General features: G+C 61.2%; 14 protein-coding genes and 1 pseudogene. 7 read left to right on the plus strand and 8 right to left on the minus strand.

Annotated elements, in window-relative coordinates:
* Position 1: 1 nt before the first annotated feature.
* From F6R97_RS07705 to greB, 3 genes are read left to right on the plus strand one after another with little or no spacing between them, the layout of a single operon-like run.
* The gene (locus F6R97_RS07705) at positions 2-685 is read left to right on the plus strand and encodes an ABC transporter ATP-binding protein (protein ID WP_007899869.1); all 684 of its coding nucleotides are present in this window, start codon (positions 2-4) and stop codon (positions 683-685) included.
* Positions 685-3,189: an ABC transporter permease gene (locus tag F6R97_RS07710; protein ID WP_038982200.1), complete on the plus strand. Its 2,505-nt coding sequence runs from the start codon at positions 685-687 to the stop codon at positions 3,187-3,189. Before F6R97_RS07705 ends, F6R97_RS07710 begins: the two co-directional genes overlap by 1 nt.
* 45 nt (positions 3,190-3,234) lie before the next feature.
* A complete protein-coding gene (gene greB / locus F6R97_RS07715; protein ID WP_038982199.1) occupies positions 3,235-3,732 on the plus strand; it encodes a transcription elongation factor GreB in 498 nt (165 codons plus the stop codon).
* 18 nt (positions 3,733-3,750) lie between these two features.
* Here greB and F6R97_RS07720 read toward each other — a convergent pair whose 3' ends face one another.
* From F6R97_RS07720 to F6R97_RS07730, 3 genes are all read right to left on the minus strand, one after another.
* The gene (locus tag F6R97_RS07720) at positions 3,751-4,059 is read right to left on the minus strand and encodes a hypothetical protein (protein ID WP_038982198.1); all 309 of its coding nucleotides are present in this window, start codon (positions 4,057-4,059) and stop codon (positions 3,751-3,753) included.
* A gap of 260 nt (positions 4,060-4,319) precedes the next feature.
* Entirely contained in the window at positions 4,320-4,754 is a 435-nt protein-coding gene (locus F6R97_RS07725) for a DoxX family protein (protein WP_038982197.1), read from the minus strand.
* A gap of 103 nt (positions 4,755-4,857) precedes the next feature.
* Positions 4,858-6,279 (minus strand): transglycosylase SLT domain-containing protein, encoded by a 1,422-nt coding sequence (locus F6R97_RS07730; protein WP_038982196.1) that lies wholly within the window; start codon positions 6,277-6,279, stop codon positions 4,858-4,860.
* A gap of 236 nt (positions 6,280-6,515) precedes the next feature.
* Between F6R97_RS07730 and F6R97_RS07735 the strand changes: the two genes are divergently transcribed.
* From F6R97_RS07735 to F6R97_RS07745, 3 genes and pseudogenes are all read left to right on the plus strand, one after another.
* Positions 6,516-7,322 (plus strand): TatD family hydrolase, encoded by an 807-nt coding sequence (locus F6R97_RS07735; protein WP_315866339.1) that lies wholly within the window; start codon positions 6,516-6,518, stop codon positions 7,320-7,322.
* A 187-nt stretch (positions 7,323-7,509) separates the two neighbouring features.
* Entirely contained in the window at positions 7,510-8,991 is a 1,482-nt protein-coding gene (locus tag F6R97_RS07740) for a methyl-accepting chemotaxis protein (RefSeq protein WP_315866340.1), read from the plus strand.
* A gap of 203 nt (positions 8,992-9,194) precedes the next feature.
* Positions 9,195-9,419, plus strand: a pseudogene (locus tag F6R97_RS07745) (Mpo1-like protein); the annotation flags it as partial.
* An 18-nt stretch (positions 9,420-9,437) separates the two neighbouring features.
* Here the strand turns inward: F6R97_RS07745 and F6R97_RS07750 are convergent.
* From F6R97_RS07750 to F6R97_RS07760, 3 genes are all read right to left on the minus strand, one after another.
* Positions 9,438-10,235 carry an acyl-CoA thioesterase gene (locus F6R97_RS07750; RefSeq protein ID WP_038982193.1) on the minus strand — a complete coding sequence of 266 codons (798 nt, stop codon included), beginning with the start codon at positions 10,233-10,235 and terminating at the stop codon, positions 9,438-9,440.
* Positions 10,236-10,456: 221 nt separating this feature from the next.
* Positions 10,457-11,215, minus strand: coding sequence for a CHAD domain-containing protein (locus tag F6R97_RS07755; protein WP_038982192.1), 759 nt, complete (start codon positions 11,213-11,215; stop codon positions 10,457-10,459).
* 93 nt (positions 11,216-11,308) lie between these two features.
* Positions 11,309-11,587: a hypothetical protein gene (locus F6R97_RS07760; RefSeq protein ID WP_052964059.1), complete on the minus strand. Its 279-nt coding sequence runs from the start codon at positions 11,585-11,587 to the stop codon at positions 11,309-11,311.
* Between the two features lie 232 nt (positions 11,588-11,819).
* Between F6R97_RS07760 and F6R97_RS07765 the strand changes: the two genes are divergently transcribed.
* Entirely contained in the window at positions 11,820-12,860 is a 1,041-nt protein-coding gene (locus F6R97_RS07765; protein ID WP_007899830.1) for a patatin-like phospholipase family protein, read from the plus strand.
* Between the two features lie 141 nt (positions 12,861-13,001).
* On the opposite strand, the gene F6R97_RS07770 is transcribed toward F6R97_RS07765, so the two are convergent.
* Entirely contained in the window at positions 13,002-13,700 is a 699-nt protein-coding gene (locus F6R97_RS07770; protein WP_315866341.1) for a response regulator, read from the minus strand.
* A 48-nt stretch (positions 13,701-13,748) separates the two neighbouring features.
* Positions 13,749-16,400, minus strand: coding sequence for a sensor histidine kinase KdpD (locus F6R97_RS07775; RefSeq protein WP_315866342.1), 2,652 nt, complete (start codon positions 16,398-16,400; stop codon positions 13,749-13,751).
* Positions 16,401-16,469 lie beyond the last annotated feature (69 nt).

Genomic DNA, 16,469 nt, shown 5'->3' on the forward strand with positions numbered 1-16,469 from the left:
CATGGGCGCAAGCATTCTCACCGCGAAGAACCTCAGCAAAGTGGTTCCGAGCGCGGAAGGTGAACTGACTATCCTGCACGAACTCAGCCTGGAACTGAACAAGGGCGATAGCCTGGCCATCGTCGGCGCCTCCGGCTCCGGCAAATCTACCCTCCTCGGCCTGCTCGCCGGCCTCGACCTGCCGAGCAGCGGCGAAGTCACCCTTGCCGGGCAAGGCCTGAGCAATCTCGATGAGGACCAACGCGCGCGCATCCGCGCCGAGCACGTGGGGTTTGTCTTTCAATCATTCCAGCTGCTCGACAGTCTCAATGCTTTGGAAAACGTCATGCTGCCGCTGGAGCTCGATGGCCGAAAAGACGCCCGCGAGCGCGCCACCGAACTGCTGCAACGGGTCGGTCTGGGCCAGCGCCTGACGCACTCGCCGCGTCAGCTTTCCGGTGGCGAGCAGCAACGTGTGGCGATTGCCCGGGCGTTCGCCGCCGAGCCCGACGTGCTGTTCGCCGATGAACCCACCGGCAACCTCGACAGCCACACCGGCGAGCGCATCAGCGATCTGCTATTCGAACTCAACCAGGAAAGCGGCACGACCCTCGTGCTGGTGACCCACGACGAACGCCTGGCACATCGCTGCCGGCGCCTGATCCGCCTTGAAGCCGGCCTGCTGGTCGCCCCTCTGGAGCCTTGATGGCACGCTTGCCGCTGTTGCGCCTGTTCAGCCTCGCCATCCGCCAACTGTTGCGCGATGCCCGCGCCGGTGAGTTGCGGGTGTTGTTCTTCGCCTTGCTGGTGGCCGTGGCGGCAAGTACCGCCATCGGTTACTTCGGTGCCCGCCTGAACGGCGCCATGATGCTGCGCGCCACCGAGTTTCTCGGTGCCGACCTGGTACTCGAAGGCAGCTCACCGGCTCGGCCCGAGCAGGTCAGAAGCGGCACCGAGCTGGGCCTTGAGCACGCTCAGGTGGTGGAGTTTTCCAGCGTCATCGCCACCGACAACGGCATTCAGCTGTCCAGCATCAAAGCCGCCGACGACGTCTACCCGTTGCGCGGCGAACTGAAAAGCGCCCCCGCGCCCTTCGCGCCGGAAGAACCCGGCGGCGGTCCGAAACCCGGCGAAGCCTGGGTCGAAGCGCGACTGCTGACCGCACTGGACTTGAAGATCGGCGACAGTATCGATGTCGGCATGAAAACGCTGAAGCTGGCGCGAGTACTGACCTACGAACCGGATCGCGCCGGCAATTTCTACAGCCTGACGCCACGGGTGCTGATCAACCTCAGCGATCTTGAGGCAACCGGCGTGGTGCAACCCGGCAGCCGGGTCAGTTACCGCGAACTCTGGCGCGGCAACGCCTCGGCGCTGGAAACTTATCGGCAGCTGATCAAGCCAGGCCTGGCGGCCAATCAACGCATCCAGGATGCTCGCGATGGCAACCGGCAGATCGGCGGCGCCTTGGGCAAGGCTGAACGCTACTTGAACATGGCCAGTCTGGTGGCGGTTCTGCTGTCCGGTGTGGCGGTGGCGCTGTCGGCGACACGCTTCGCCACGCGCCGATTCGATGCCAGCGCATTGCTGCGCTGCCTGGGTCTGTCCCGTCGGGAAACCATGGTGCTGTTCAGTCTGCAACTGACCGTACTCGGGCTGCTCGCCAGCATCAGCGGCGCCCTGCTCGGCTGGCTGGCGCAGCTCGGGCTGTTCGCGCTGCTGCGTGATTTACTGCCGACCGATGTCCCACCGGGGGGCCTGTTCCCGGCCATCGCCGGGATCGGCACCGGACTGGTCGCGCTCGCCGGTTTCGCCCTGCCGCCATTGGCCGCTTTGGGTCGAGTGCCACCGCTGCGCGTGTTGCGTCGCGACATGCTGCCGATTCCGTCCAGCACCTGGATAGTTTATGGCGCGGCATTGGGCGCCCTCGGCCTGATCATGTGGCGCTTGAGCCTGGACCTGTTGCTGACCTTCGCCCTGCTCGGCGGCGGTGTGATCGCGGCACTGGTGCTGGGCGGTTTGCTGTTGCTACTACTGAAGAGCCTGCGCCGGATGCTCGCGCGCGCCTCATTGCCATGGCGCCTCGGGTTGGGCCAACTGCTGCGCCATCCACTGGCGGCGGCGGGTCAAGCCCTGGCCTTCGGCTTGATTCTGCTGTCCATGGCATTGATCGCTTTGCTGCGTGGCGAGTTGCTCGACACCTGGCAAAACCAGTTGCCGAAAAATGCCCCGAATTATTTCGCCCTGAACATTCTGCCGGCGGACAAGCAAGCCTTTACCGATCGACTGATGGAGTTGTCGGCACAATCGGCGCCGCTGTACCCCGTGGTGCCGGGACGGCTGATCAGCATCAATGGCGAACCGGTACAGGACATCGTCAGCAAGGATTCGGCTGGTGATCGAGCCATTCAACGCGACCTGAGCCTGACTTGGGCGGCCGACCTGCCAGCGGGCAACAAACTCACCGCCGGCAACTGGTGGGACCAGCAACCCGCAGATGAAATACCCGGTGTTTCGGTGGAAGGCAAAGTCGCCGAAAGCCTCAAGCTCAAGCTCGGCGATCACATGGTGTTTACCGTCGGCGGGGCTAATCGGGAGGCGAAAGTCACCAGCCTGCGGGAGATCAACTGGGACAATTTCCAGCCGAACTTTTTCATGATCTTCCAGCCCGGCACCTTGAAGGACTTGCCGGCGACCTACCTGACCAGTTTCTATCTGGCGGCCGGTCATGATCAGCAGATTGTCGACCTGTCCCGCAGCTTTCCGGCAGTGACCATTCTGCAAGTCGAAGCCTTGCTGGCGCAGTTGCGCAGCATTCTTGGCCAAGTCACCCTGGCGGTGGAATACGTGCTGTTGTTTGTGCTGGCGGCGGGGATGGCGGTGTTGTTCTCCGGTTTGCAGGCAACCCTCGATGAACGCATCCGCCAAGGTGCATTGCTGCGAGCGCTAGGCGCCGAGCGACAGTTGCTGGTCCGGGCCCGGCGGATCGAGTTCGGTCTGCTCGGCGCGGTCAGCGGGTTGTTGGCCGCACTGGGTTCGGAACTGGTGAGTATGGTGCTTTACCGCTACGCCTTCGACCTGCCCTGGCATCCGCATCCATGGCTGTTGGTGTTGCCACTGATCGGCGCCGTGCTGATCGGCGGTGCCGGTGTGTTCGGCACGCGCCGCGCCTTGAACGCCAGCCCCCTGACAGTCTTGCGCGAGGGTTGATAAACTCAAGCGCTCTGATCACGTATTCAACCACAAGAAGTCGCCATGAGCCGTTATCGCCCTCCCCGCACCGCTGGCACCGCGCTGATCACCCCCGAAGGTGAAGCGCGGATGCGGGCCGAGTTTCATGAACTCTGGCATGTGCGCCGACCGCAAGTAACGCAATCGGTCAGCGAAGCGGCGGCGCAGGGCGATCGTTCGGAAAACGCCGAGTACACCTACGGTAAAAAGATGCTGCGCGAGATCGACAGTCGCGTGCGCTTTCTCACCAAACGCCTGGAAGCGCTCAAGGTTGTCAGTGAGAAACCCAGCGATCCGAACAAGGTTTACTTTGGCGCGTGGGTCACGATTGAAGATGAAGACGGCAAGGAGTCGCGCTATCGCATCGTCGGGCCGGATGAGCTGGATCTGAAACTAGGCCTGATCAGTATCGACTCACCGCTGGCGCGCGCCTTGATCGGCAAGGCACTGGACGCCGAAGTACGAGTCCAGACACCCACCGGTGAACAATGCGTGTATATCGTGGCGATCGAGTATTTCTGAGCCGCGGCGCGCTGAGCCTCAGCGGCGGGTAATCAGCCCTTGGCGAGCCACGCGAGTCAGCTGCCTGATCACCTCCGGCGCATCCTCGACGCTGGGGGCCAGAATTACCGCCAGATCGAAACTGTCGCTGGCAAACCGTGCCAGTGACTCGCCGTCATCAACAAACTGAATCAGGAAGGCAGCAGGCCCCCCCGTACGACGTGGCCAGCCATCGAGGTAACGCAAAAGTGTCGGCTGATGTTTACCGCCAAGCAGGATTTTTGGATTGCGTTGGGTGAGGTGTGCCGTGATCGGCGCGGGACGTATAACGGGGCTTAATGCATTCATTGGGTCGTGTCTCTGCCTCAAAAGTCTGCATGGCAGGTGAGAGGCAACACCGAACCAGCGCTTTAGCGGTATTTCGAAGCCTGTTTCAAGCTTCTATCGGCAACTGAATGAGTCACCTGGCGCCCCGCAAGTAGCTGTTTAAATCGGCGCATGTGCAGCATCCTAGAGAAGCCGACCGGACAGTGTCAAGAATCACGCGCAACAAAAAAGGCCTGCACAGTGCGTCGCACAATGCAGGCCTTTTTGTTGAGTCCGAACGGTCAGTTGGTGATGGCGCGGTCGACCGATAGTTTGCCTGCACCTTCGATCAGTACCGCGAGGCTACCCCCGAGCAAGGCCAGGGCGAATTCATAACCGTTGTTGGACATAAACAGGCCGTTGCTGATGTGCACCGAGAAAATAGCGACCAGCGAAACGAAGGTCAGCCCCAGTGCTGCAGGGCGTGCCAGCAGACCGATGATCAACGCCAGACCGCCGAAGAACTCGGTACCACCGGCCAGAATCGCCATCAGGTGACCCGGCGCCAGGCCGATACTTTCCATCCACTGCGCGGTGCCGGCAATGCCGTAGCCACCGAATGCCCCGAAGAGTTTCTGTGAGCCGTGGGCCGCGAAAATGATGCCGACGACAATCCGCAGAATCGTCAGACCGTAACCGGCGCGGGTGGACAGTACCTTATTGATCAGTGTGCTCATGCTGTGTCATCCATTGTGAGTGTGTGTTGGTTGGCCGCTATATTAATCAGTAAAACTCATGTTAAAAGCGCAAAAAACGCACCATAACAATCAGCTTAGTCGATCATTTCCGTGAGGCCACTTTTTGCCCCTGGGGCTCCAACGACTCCCGCTCCCGATCGAACGCCAAGTAATACTTGTTCACGCTATTAACATAGCTGACAGCCCCCATTCCCACCTGCTCCATGGCGATGCGCTCGACCTGGAAAAACCACTGGTTAGGATTCAGGCCACGCCGCCGGGCTTCGGTGCGCATGCCTTGAACCCGCTCCGGTCCCATGTTGTAGGCCGCCAGCACGAACGCCATGCGCTCGCGCTCGTTGAGTTTGGGGCTGGCAAAAAACTTGCGACGGATCATCGCCAGGTACTTGGCCCCGGCCTGCACATTGGCGTCGAGGTTCTGAATGTTACTGACGCCAACCCGTTGCGCCGCGGACGGGGTGATTTGCATCAGGCCGGTGGGGCCGCTACCGCTTCTGGCGTTGGGCTGCAGCGCCGACTCCTTGAAGGCCAGCGCCGCCAGGTTCAGCCAGTCCATGCCTTGGGCTTCAGCGTGTTTCTGCAACACCGGTCGAAGTTTTTCCAGGCGCTGCCGATCGGCCTTGGCCAAGGGATAGTGCACTTGATACAAGCGTCGATAGATCCGCAAAAACGCCGCATCCTGGTCCGACGGCTTCTTGTAGGTAGTTAGAAAGCGATCAATGCTCGAACGCAACATTGAGGCGTCGCGGCGCACGAACCAGTACTCCTCGCCTGGCTCGCTGATAACGACTTGTCGATCGAAGCGCAATTTGGGCAGGATCTTGCCCCAACGTTCGGCAATCGGTTGCTCGACAATCGTCAGATGAAAAATCCCGCCCTGAACCATTTCCAGCACGTCTTCGACCGCCAGGCTGGGATCGACCCACTCGATCTTCACCGGAGGCAGTTTGTGCAGCGCGAGTTTCTGATTGATCTGACTAACCGCATCCCCGGCGGCACTGCCAGTGGGCAGCGCGAGGGTTTTACCCGAGAGTTGTTCGAGACGGGTGTAACGTCGCTCGCCTTTGATCCCCACCAGCAGCAACGGTACATTGCTGTCAACAGGTTGGCTGGTACTGACCGCGACGCCCGATTGCGGATCGAGTAATTCCCCCGGCGCGACCAAGTCACCCTCCCCGCGCTGTAACGCGCCGAGCAGTTGATCCTTGGCTTTGGGAATGATCTTGAGGGTGATTTCCTGGCCGTCACGGGCATGGCCGTTGAGGTATTGTTCGAAAGCGCGCAGGCGGTGATATTCGACGCCGATGGCCTGGCCCTGGACTTCTCCGGAGCTGTTGCGGCTCTGGTTGACCAACACCCGCAACACGCGGCTGCTGCGAATCTCCGCCAAGTCGCGGACCTTGGCCGCCGGCACGGCTTGCAACGGCCCGGCCAGACGCGCAACCGCCGGCATTGGCAGCAGCAACGAACAACACAGCAGTAACAAAACCGAGGGACGAGTCATCCACTCTCCGGAAAGAATACTGGTCGACTTCATGGGTGATTTCATGACGTCGAGCGACAGAAACAGAGCGCCTGAAGCGCTGGCAAAGTGCGTGAGAGTGGCACAGTGATGGCAAATCTACCAACCCAACCTGTCTCGCGGCCTCAACAGACAGCTTTAACTCGTTGTAGTTCTTGGCTTTTCTTATAAATCTACAGCTCTGATATGCTTTCCGGCCTTTGGTCCGAGGTAGCACCATGCAACTCATCGATATCGGCGTCAACCTGACCAACCCCAGTTTCGCCGACAAACACCAGGCTGTACTCGACCGTGCCTATGCTGCCGGGGTCTGCCAACTGGTGCTCACCGGGACCAGCGTCGAGGGCAGTGAACAGGCTCTGGAGCTGTGCCAGCAACTGGACGAAAGCGCTCAGCGGCTGTTCGCTACGGCCGGTATTCACCCACACTCGGCCAGCGACTGGAACGCCGACAGTGATCAGCGTCTGCGCAGTTTGCTCAAGGAGCCAAACGTGGTGGCCGTGGGTGAATGCGGCCTCGATTTCAACCGTGACTTCTCGCCTCGCCCACAACAGGAAAAAGTCCTCGAAGAACATCTGGCGATGGCGGTCGAGCTGCAATTGCCGGTGTTCCTGCATGAGCGCGATGCCAGCCAACGATTGCTGGAGATCCTGCGTGACTACCGCGACCAGTTGCCGGCTGCCGTGGTGCACTGCTTCACCGGTGAAAAAAAGGCGCTGTTCAGCTACCTCGATCTGGATTTGCACATCGGCATCACTGGCTGGATCTGTGATGAACGCCGGGGCACGCACCTGCATCCGTTGGTCAAAGAGATTAAACGCGGGCGCTTGATGCTGGAGAGCGATGCGCCGTATCTGCTGCCCCGCAGTTTGCGCCCCAAGCCGAAAAACGGTCGCAACGAACCCGCGTATCTGACTGAAGTGTTGCGTGAGGTGGCGCTGCATCGTGGGGAAACGGTGGAAGATTTGGCTGCTCACAGCACCGCCTGTGCGCGAGCCTTCTTTGGCCTGCCTGGGTTAGCGTAACGCCTGAAAAGATCGCAGCCTTCGGCAGCTCCTACATGGATCGCATTCCCCTGTAGGAGCTGCCGAAGGCTGCGATCTTTTTCATACAGCACAAAATCTGTTGACCCACATCAAATTTAGCCTCCCTCAGTAGCGGCACAATGCTGGCACCTTGCCAAAACTGTTTCCGCTATCAGAGAAGACCTCCATGGGTGCCTGGCTTAGCAACATCTCGCTGAAATACAAATTCTGGGCGGTCAACGCCGTCGCCTTCGTCACCACCTTGTTGCTGGTGCTGTACGCCGTGCAACTTGAGCAACAGGCCCGAAGCCATGCCGCCCAAGTGGCGGCCCAGGCCCAGGTGCGGTTACTCAATGCCTGGCCTGCCGGGCAGCCGCTGCCCAAGGCCGATCACCTGCTGACCTTCAATCGCGGGCAGACACCGTTACTGAACGGACAACCGCTGCTGGAGCTGACCGATACCAACGGTTGGGTCGAAATCAACACCCTGCCACTGTTCGGTGAGAACCCATTAATGGGCGCCGAGGTATTCACTCGCCCTGATGGTCAACAAGCCGCGGTGATTGCCTATGGCCCGAGCCTGAGCCAAGTGTTCGGCGAACGCTTCACCCACTACGCGGTAGCGGTGTTCATTCTGATGCTGGCGATGCTCGGCGCGTCGCAACTGTTGATCCGCTTTCTGCTCAGCCAGCTCAACACCTTGAAAGACGTGATGCTCCACGTCGAGAAAACCGGTGACCTGTCAGCCCGTGTGCCGCTGGCCTGCAAGGATGAAGTCGGGCAGATGGCCAACGCCTTCAACGCCATGCAGGCCGGTTACCAGCGGGTGGTCAACACCGTCGCCAGCACTGCCCGGCAACTGGATGTCGGTGCCGCGCGGCTGGCCTCGAGCATGAATGAGGTGCGTCACGGCATGCTCGGTCAACAAAGCGAAACCGATCAGGCCGCTACGGCGATCAACGAAATGACCGCCACGGTCCATCACATTGCCCAACACGCCGGCGCCACCCGCGACCTCTCGCAAACCGCCGACACCCTGGCGGGCAGCGGCCAGGCAGTGGTCACTCGGGTGCAGAAATCGATTGGCGGCTTGTCCACCGGCGTGCAGCAAACGGCCGAGATGATTCAGCGTCTGGCCGAGGACAGCCAGAAGATCAATGGCGTGGTCAGCGTGATCCACAGCATCGCCGAACAGACCAACCTGCTGGCCCTTAACGCCGCCATCGAAGCGGCCCGGGCAGGTGAAATGGGCCGCGGCTTTGCGGTGGTCGCCGATGAAGTGCGTAACCTGGCCAAACGCGTCCAGGCGTCCACCGACGAGATCACCACCATGGTTTCAGCGCTGCAGGCCGGCACTCGGGACGCCGTGGACTTCATGCAGGAAAGCTCGTTCAAGGCGGACGACTGCATGCAACAGGCTCAGGAAGCCAGTGTGGCCCTGGCCGAAATCACCAGTGCGGTGGCGCAGATGCGTGAAAGCAATACGCAGATCGCGGTGGCAGCCGAGCAGCAGAGCCATGTGGCGGAAGAGATGAATCGGGCGGTGGTGAGCATTCGCGACGTGACCGAAAGCACCGTGCAGCAGACCGTGAACTCGGCGATTACCAGCAATGAGCTGGCGATGTTGGCAGGGGAATTGAGCAAGGCCATCGGGCAGCTCAAGCTTTGAGGGCCTCTTCGCGGGCAAGCCTCGCTCCTACAAGGGCGCCGCTATACCTGTAGGAGCGAGGCTTGCCCGCGAAGGCGTCAGACCGAGCAACATCAATCCTGACCATCACACCTATTGCGCCGATAGCCAGCCTTGATTCGCCGACGGCTTGCGCCAAGCCTATTCTTTATTCAAGCGCCTCAACGAATCAAAGGATATGCATCATGGGCAAACGTCATCCCAACCTACCCGCCTGGCAATGGCGAGCGTACCCGCATAATCACCAGCACCCGACCAATCTGGTGTTGCACCTGATTGCCGTGCCGCTGTTCATCGTGGCGTTTTTACTGATGGTCTCGGGGGTGTTCAGCCTGGATCTGGCGAGCATCGCGATCGGTGTCATAAGCCTGCTTGCCGCCCTGGGTCTGCAACATCACGGTCACCGATTGGCGTGAACGCCATTGCCGTCACGCAAAAATCGTTACTGTCTGCCGGCTCATGGCGATCAACTGACCGTCTTCGCTCCACAGTTTTGCGGCGGCGTGCCCGTAGCCGTCAGCGGCATACTCGATTTCCACCAGGTACTTGCACCAGTCCAGCGTGCTCAACGCGAGCAACGGCTGGACGAATTCGATGGTCCAGGTCAGCGTGCTGCCTGCCGCCGGTTTCTTCAAATGCGACAACAAGGACGGCGGCCAGGCGTCGACCAGCGCCAGAATATGCGCCTCGCTGACCACCTCGTCCTTCCCTTCTCCACGCAAGCGCACCCAACCTCCCATATCGCGGGAGGTGTTGCCGGTGAACGGCAGGCCACCGATGCTCCAGCGCATTGCCAAATGACGCATGAATTCCGGGGTCACCCCTTTGATATAGGGCATTTCCTGGCAGTTGTCCCAGTGCTTCATCTCAGGCGCAGCGTTGGCCGTGACCGCCACTTCGGAAGGTCGCGAGGCGCCGAAGCTGCCCTGGACCAACGTCACCACTTGCCCCTTTTGCATCGCCCGGCCCAGCACCTGGCTGACGGCTTTGCCTTCGCGCAGCACATCGACTTCAAAACTGACTGGCACATCAGGCTCGACCGGGCCGACAAAGGTGATTGCCAGCGAACGCACCGGACGATCCGCCGGGACTTTTGCGCGCATGGCTTCGTATTGCAATGCGGCTATCAGGCCACCAAAACTCGCCCGCCCCTGACCCCATTCGGCCGGAATAGACAGCTCTTGCGGATGGCTGCGGACAGCGTCGAGCAGATCGGAAAAGTGCATGGGAACCCCAGAGACAGGAAAATGTATGGAGCGATCTTAACCAGCCTGCAGAGTCGACACAGCGCTTATTCCGGCCAAAGAGCCTGACAGATAGGCCGGATAACACTACAACCCCGTAGGAGCTGCCGAAGGCTGCGATCTTTTGATTTTCGGCGCAAATGATGGCGCTAAAGATCAAAAGATCGCAGCCTTCGGCAGCTCCTACGGGGAGCGGTGGGTTTTCAGGATTTGAAGCAGGCGGCGCTGAGTTTATCGAGGACGCGGTCGGCGTTTTCTTCGGCCTTGGCCAAGGTGGTTTTCCAGACCGCGATACAGGGCTGCAAATCGGGCTCTTCTTTGGCGCGTTCCAGCCATTGCCAGCTGTCGTGCCAATCGCCCAGAGCGGACTGGGCTGATTTCAGGTTGGGCAGGGCCGCTTCCGGCAAGCGATCCAGTTCGGGATAGGCTTCGATGCCATAGCGCACTCGCTTGATCAGCAGGCGCAAACGATGGCGGTCATGGGCCGGATCATGCAGGGCCTTGTCGAGTTTTTTCCATTGTTTGCCCAGGCGTTTTTCGATGCGCTTGCGCAAACCCTTTAGCAAACCCTGACGCTGGGAAGCCCGCAGGAAACGTGGAAAGGCGTCGAGGATCATCAGCATCTGCGCCACTTCCGGGCTCGCCGCCACAATGGGATAAGCCTCGTCCATCCGCGCCATCCGCCGGTGTGCGGCCTCGGGTTGATCGTGCTGGAGCAGGTACGCCGCCAGCACTTCGCGATCGCGTAACGGTGTGGTCAGGTCACCGACCCGGGATGCCGCCGCTTCCAGTTGCTCGACCCCAGGCAAACCGCGCAAGGGCCGCAACAAGCTGCGCAAACGGCGCACGGTGGTGCGTAGATCGTGCAGCGCTTCAGAGTCGGTGCGGGCACTCAAGCGTGCCTGACAGGCCAGCAAACGAACGTCCAGGCTCAATACATGAGCCACCAACCGATCGATCATGGTTTTCTCCGTAAACAGTGGCAAGCTTCAAGCAGTAAGCCCAAAGCCGGCACGACGCACTTGTCGCTTGCTGCTTACAGACTGTAGCTGTTTCTATCGGCCCGCGCGGGACTCACGAATGTAGAAGCGCGCCTTCTCGGCCTTCTTGGTACAACCCTCGTATGCTTCAAATTGCTGCTGGGTCTTGGCACCGGTCAGCAACGACAGCGCCTTGGAGTAGCTGACGGTTCCGGCAAAGCCCTCGACCTTGGCCAGGTCCAGTTCATGCCAGGCGGCGTCGAGCTGGCTACCGCAGCTGTCACGGTACGCGGTTTTACCGGCACAACCGGCGAGTGCCAGGGCAATCAACGGCACACAGATCCAGACTTTCATCACTCACACCTCAAAGATAGGTAAACATGCATGCACGTAAGACGGTCTGGCGCGTGAAAAGTGCCTTGGGCCGAATTGGAAACCCGCCGTGAAAATCACAGCGCCCGCGAGAATACCCATTCGCCTTCCCGGAGTGTCAAAAAACGACGCACTGGCCTCGCCGAACGACCCTAGCGATTGAAGCTTGCCCCTCGATAGGTGCATTGTTGAACCTTGTCAGAGAGGTCGATTCATGAAAAAGCGTGTCGCACTGGTGTTGGGCTCGGGTGGCGCCCGGGGCTACGCCCATATCGGCGTCATTGAAGAGATCGAACGGCGCGGCTACGACATCGCCTGCATCGCCGGTTGCTCCATGGGCGCGGTGGTCGGCGGGATCTATGCCGCCGGTAAACTCAACGATTATCGCGACTGGATCGAGAGCCTGGATTACCTCGACGTGTTGCGTCTGGTGGACGTCAGCTTTCGCCTGGGCGCGATTCGCGGGGAGAAGGTCTTCGGGCAGATCCGCAAGATCGTCGGCGAGATCAACATTGAAGACCTGCGCATTCCCTATACGGCCGTGGCCACGGACCTGACCAACCAACAGGAAATCTGGTTCCAGGAAGGCTGCCTGCACCAGGCCATGCGCGCCTCGGCGGCGATCCCCAGCCTGTTCACGCCGGTGATGCAGGGCAATCGAATGCTAGTGGACGGCGGTATCCTCAACCCGTTGCCGATCGTGCCGGTGGTGTCGAGCCATTGCGACCTGATCATCGCGGTCAACCTCAACTCAACCAACCAGCGTCACTATCAACTGCCGGTGATCCAGCGCCCGGCCGCGTTCAAGACCCGCTTCGACAGCCTGATCAACTCGTTGGGTTCGAAATTGCCCTTCCGCCGCAAACAGGCCGAACAATTGCTGCTGCTGGAAAAGGAAGCGTTGATGGCCGAAGCCGCCGATATCAACCCCTGGATCGAATCCGCCGAGCCCGAAGGCCAACAACCGGCGGCGGCCCCGGAAAGCAACGGCGCACCGAAATCCGCCACCGGGTCGTTCATCATCGACAACGTCGGGCCGGCGTCCTTGCTGGACCTGATCAACCAGAGTTTCGAGGTGATGCAGACGTCATTGGCGCAGTACAAGATTGCCGGGTATCCGCCAGATATTTTGATCAACGTGCCCAAGCGGGTGTGTCGGTTTTTCGAGTTCTACAAGGCGCCGGAGTTGATCGCGCTGGGGCGCGAGATTGCGCGGGATACGCTGGATCGGTATGAGAATGAACGGGACTCTTGAGGTTCTCGGGTGAATCAAAGGGCCTCATCGCGGGCAAGCCCGCTCCCACAGAGTTTTGTGGCGGTCACATGATCTGTGAACACCCGGAACACTGTGGGAGCGGGCTTGCCCGCGATGGCGCAGGATCAGGCGCCACAAAAACTAAAGGCTGTCCTCACTCAACAACCGATACCCAACCCCGGCTTCAGTAACGATAAACCGTGGCTGAGTCGGATCATCCGCCAGTTTCTGCCGCAGGTGCCCGACCACTATCCGCAGATAGTGACTGTCTTCAGTATGGGTCGGCCCCCAGATGTCCTTGAGCAATTGCTGCTGGGTGATGACTCGCCCAGGATGCCGCGCCAGTTGCGCCAGTACCGCATATTCCTTGCGAGTCAGCGCCACTTCGATGCCGTCCAACAGCACCCGGCGATAAGCCAGGTCCACGGTGAGCGGACCGAAACTGAGCGCCGCTTCCTGGGCCTCACCGGTCGGCGCCTGACGCAGCAATGCGCGCACTCGGGCCAGAAATTCCTGGATGCCGAACGGCTTGGTCACATAGTCGTTGGCGCCGCCATCAAGGGCTTGGACTTTCTGCCCTTCGCTGGCGCGCACCGACAGCACCAGTACCGGCACCGTCGACCACTCGCGAAACTCACGCAGCACCTGCTGGCCGTCCATGTCCGGCAGGCCGAGGTCGAGCACCAGCAGGTCGGGTTTGTTCAATGCGGCCTGGGCCAGGCCTTCCGTGCCGGTGCCGGCCTCCAACACTTTGTAGCCTTGGGAAACGAGGCTGATGCGCAGGAATTTTCGAATCTGCGGTTCGTCATCGATGACCAAAATGGTCGCGGTCTGGCTCATGAATTCACATCAACACAAAGAAGTGGCAAGAGAGTAGCGCAGGCGAGATCAGGCTTCACTGTCCAATCCCGGCTGAGTCTGCAACGGCAGGTGCAGCGTGATGCAGGTGCCGCGCCCTTCGATGCCGTCGGCGACGCTGATCCGCCCGCCATGGGCACCGACCATGCCCTGACAGATTGCCAGCCCCAACCCGGTGCCCTGCCCACCGCGATCGCCGCGAGCGGCGGTGTAAAACATGTCGAAAATCTTCGCCCGCTCCTCTTCCGGAATCCCCGGCCCTTCATCGCTCACCGAAAAAAACAGTTCGCTGTCAGTGGCTCCGGCACGCAATTCAAGACGCCCGCGGGGCGGTGAGAAACGCGCGGCGTTTTCCAATACGTTGACCAGCGCTTGCTCGATCAACGCGGCATGCACATAGAGCAGCGGCAATTCGGCCGGCACTTCGGTAATGACCTGCAGCGACGCCAGCACCGCGCGCAGACGATTGAGCGAACTGCCGACGATGTCTGCCGGCGACACCCAGTCCCGCGCCAGCTTCAGGGCGCCGTGGCCGAGGCGAGTCATGTCCAGCAGGTTTTGAATGTAGCGATCCAGCCGTTCGGCTTCATCGCGGGTGCCTTCGAGCAGTTCGCGGCGGTCCTCCAGGGGAATCGCCTCGCCAAGTGCCAGCAGGCTGTCGATGCTGCCGCGCATGGAGGTCAGCGGCGTGCGTAAATCGTGGGACACCGAGGCCAGCAACGCGCTACGCAGTTGCTCGGTTTCGCCATGCAAGCGCGCCGCCTCAAGGTCATCGGCCAGTTGCGCACGGGCCAACGCCTGGGCCAGCGGTTGGCTCAGCGCAGTCAGCAAGCGCCGCCGCTGGCCGCTCAAGGTCTGACCTTCTTTGGCACACACGCCGAGCAGTGCCAAAGGCCCATCGTCCACCGACAACGGCCACCACCACCAGCGCCCGAACGGCAAGGTGCCGGTGCCCGCGCCGGCCGGTTGGTCGTGTTGCCACGCCCAATCGGCGGCGGCGCGCTCGGCTTCGGAAAACTCCAGCGGCCCGCCGGTTTCAACTTTCCAGCCGCTCTGGCCATCGCGATTGAGCAGGCACAGTTTCAGATCGTTCCAGCCATTGAGGTGCTGCGCCGCAGCGCTGACCACGGCCTGACGGTCGGTGGCGGCGGTGAGTTTGCGCGACAGGTCGAGCAGTTCGCTGGTTTCTTCCTGGGTGTCGCGCAAGGCCTGCAATTGCCGCCGTTGCCGAGCCGCCAGGTTGCCGGTGAGGGCCGCCATCAGCAGGAAAAACAGCAAGGTCAGCACGTCTTCTTCACGCTGGATGCTGAAGGAGAAATTCGGCGGAATGAACAGAAAGTCATAGGTCAGAAATGAAAGCGCCGCGCAGGCCAGCGCCGGGCCGAGGCTGCTGCGCACCGCCACCAGCAACACCGCCGCGAGGAACACCAGCGAGATGTTCGGCAGCGGCAAGATACTCGACACCGCCCAGGCCAGGGCACTGGCAAGCACCGTCGCCACCAGCGCCAACGCGTAGTCGAACCAGACCAGCGACTGCGCCGAGCGTTGGCGCGGCTGATGCTGTTCCTGATCGCTGTCGAGCACGTTGATTTCCAGCCCGCGAGCATCACGCAGCAAACGTGACGCCAGACCGCCGCCGAACAACCGTCGACGCAAACGCTGACGTGACTGGCCCACCAGCACCAAGCTGGCGCGTCGTTCAGTGGCGTGCTGGATCAACGTTTTCGCCACCTCGCCCGCACGCAGCAACACCACTTCGCCACCGAGGCGTTCGGCCAGTTGCTGAGCGCTTTGCAGGCGCAGGCGCGATTGCTCGTCGCGCACACGGCCGTTGTCCACGTGCACCAGGCTCCATGGCAAATGCCGCCGCTGGGCCACTCGACTGGCGTGACGCACCAGGCGCTCGGCCTGAGCATCGCCATCGACGCCCACCAGCAAACGACCGCGCACCGCCGGTGCGGCCTGCCCCAACTGGCGATAACCTTGCGCCAGATCGTTATCGACCTGAGCGGCAGCGGTTTGCATCGCCAGCTCTCGCAGGGCGGTGAGGTTGGTCTGGGTGAAAAAGGCATCGATGGCCGCCCGCGCCTGCTCCGGCACGTAGACTTTGCCGTCGCGCAGACGCTCCAGCAACTCACGCGGCGGCAGGTCGATCAGCAGCAGTTCGTAGGCTTCTTGCAACACCCAGTCCGGCAGGGTTTCGCGCACCTGTACGCCGGTGATGCCGCGCACCTGATCGTTGAGGCTTTCCAGATGCTGGACGTTGACCGTGGTGAACACGTCGATGCCGGCGGCCAGCAATTCCTGGATGTCTTGCCAGCGTTTGGCGTGACGACTGCCGGGGGCATTACTGTGGGCCAGTTCGTCCACCAGCACCAGTTTCGGCTTGGCGGCCAGCAGACCGTCGAGGTCCATTTCTTCGAGCATCACGCCACGGTATTCCGAGCGCACCAACGGTTGCTGCGGCAAGCCAGCCAGTAGCGCTTCGGTTTCGGCGCGACCGTGGGTTTCGACCACCCCGGCCATGACTTTCACACCTTGGCGCAACTGAGTGTGGGCGGCCTGCAACATGGCGTAGGTCTTGCCGACACCGGGCGCGGCGCCGAGAAAAACCTTGAGCCGGCCACGGCCATCGCGGGGCAGGTCTGCTAACAGCGCGTCGGCGCGGCCGGAGTCACTCATCTGTCATTGCCTTGTTCGACTTGGGATTGGGGTGTTGCCATAAAAGATCGCAGCCTGCGGCAGCTCCTA

The sequence above is a fragment of the Pseudomonas sp. JV414 genome (assembly GCF_032424305.1).
Lineage (GTDB): Bacteria > Pseudomonadota > Gammaproteobacteria > Pseudomonadales > Pseudomonadaceae > Aquipseudomonas > Aquipseudomonas lini.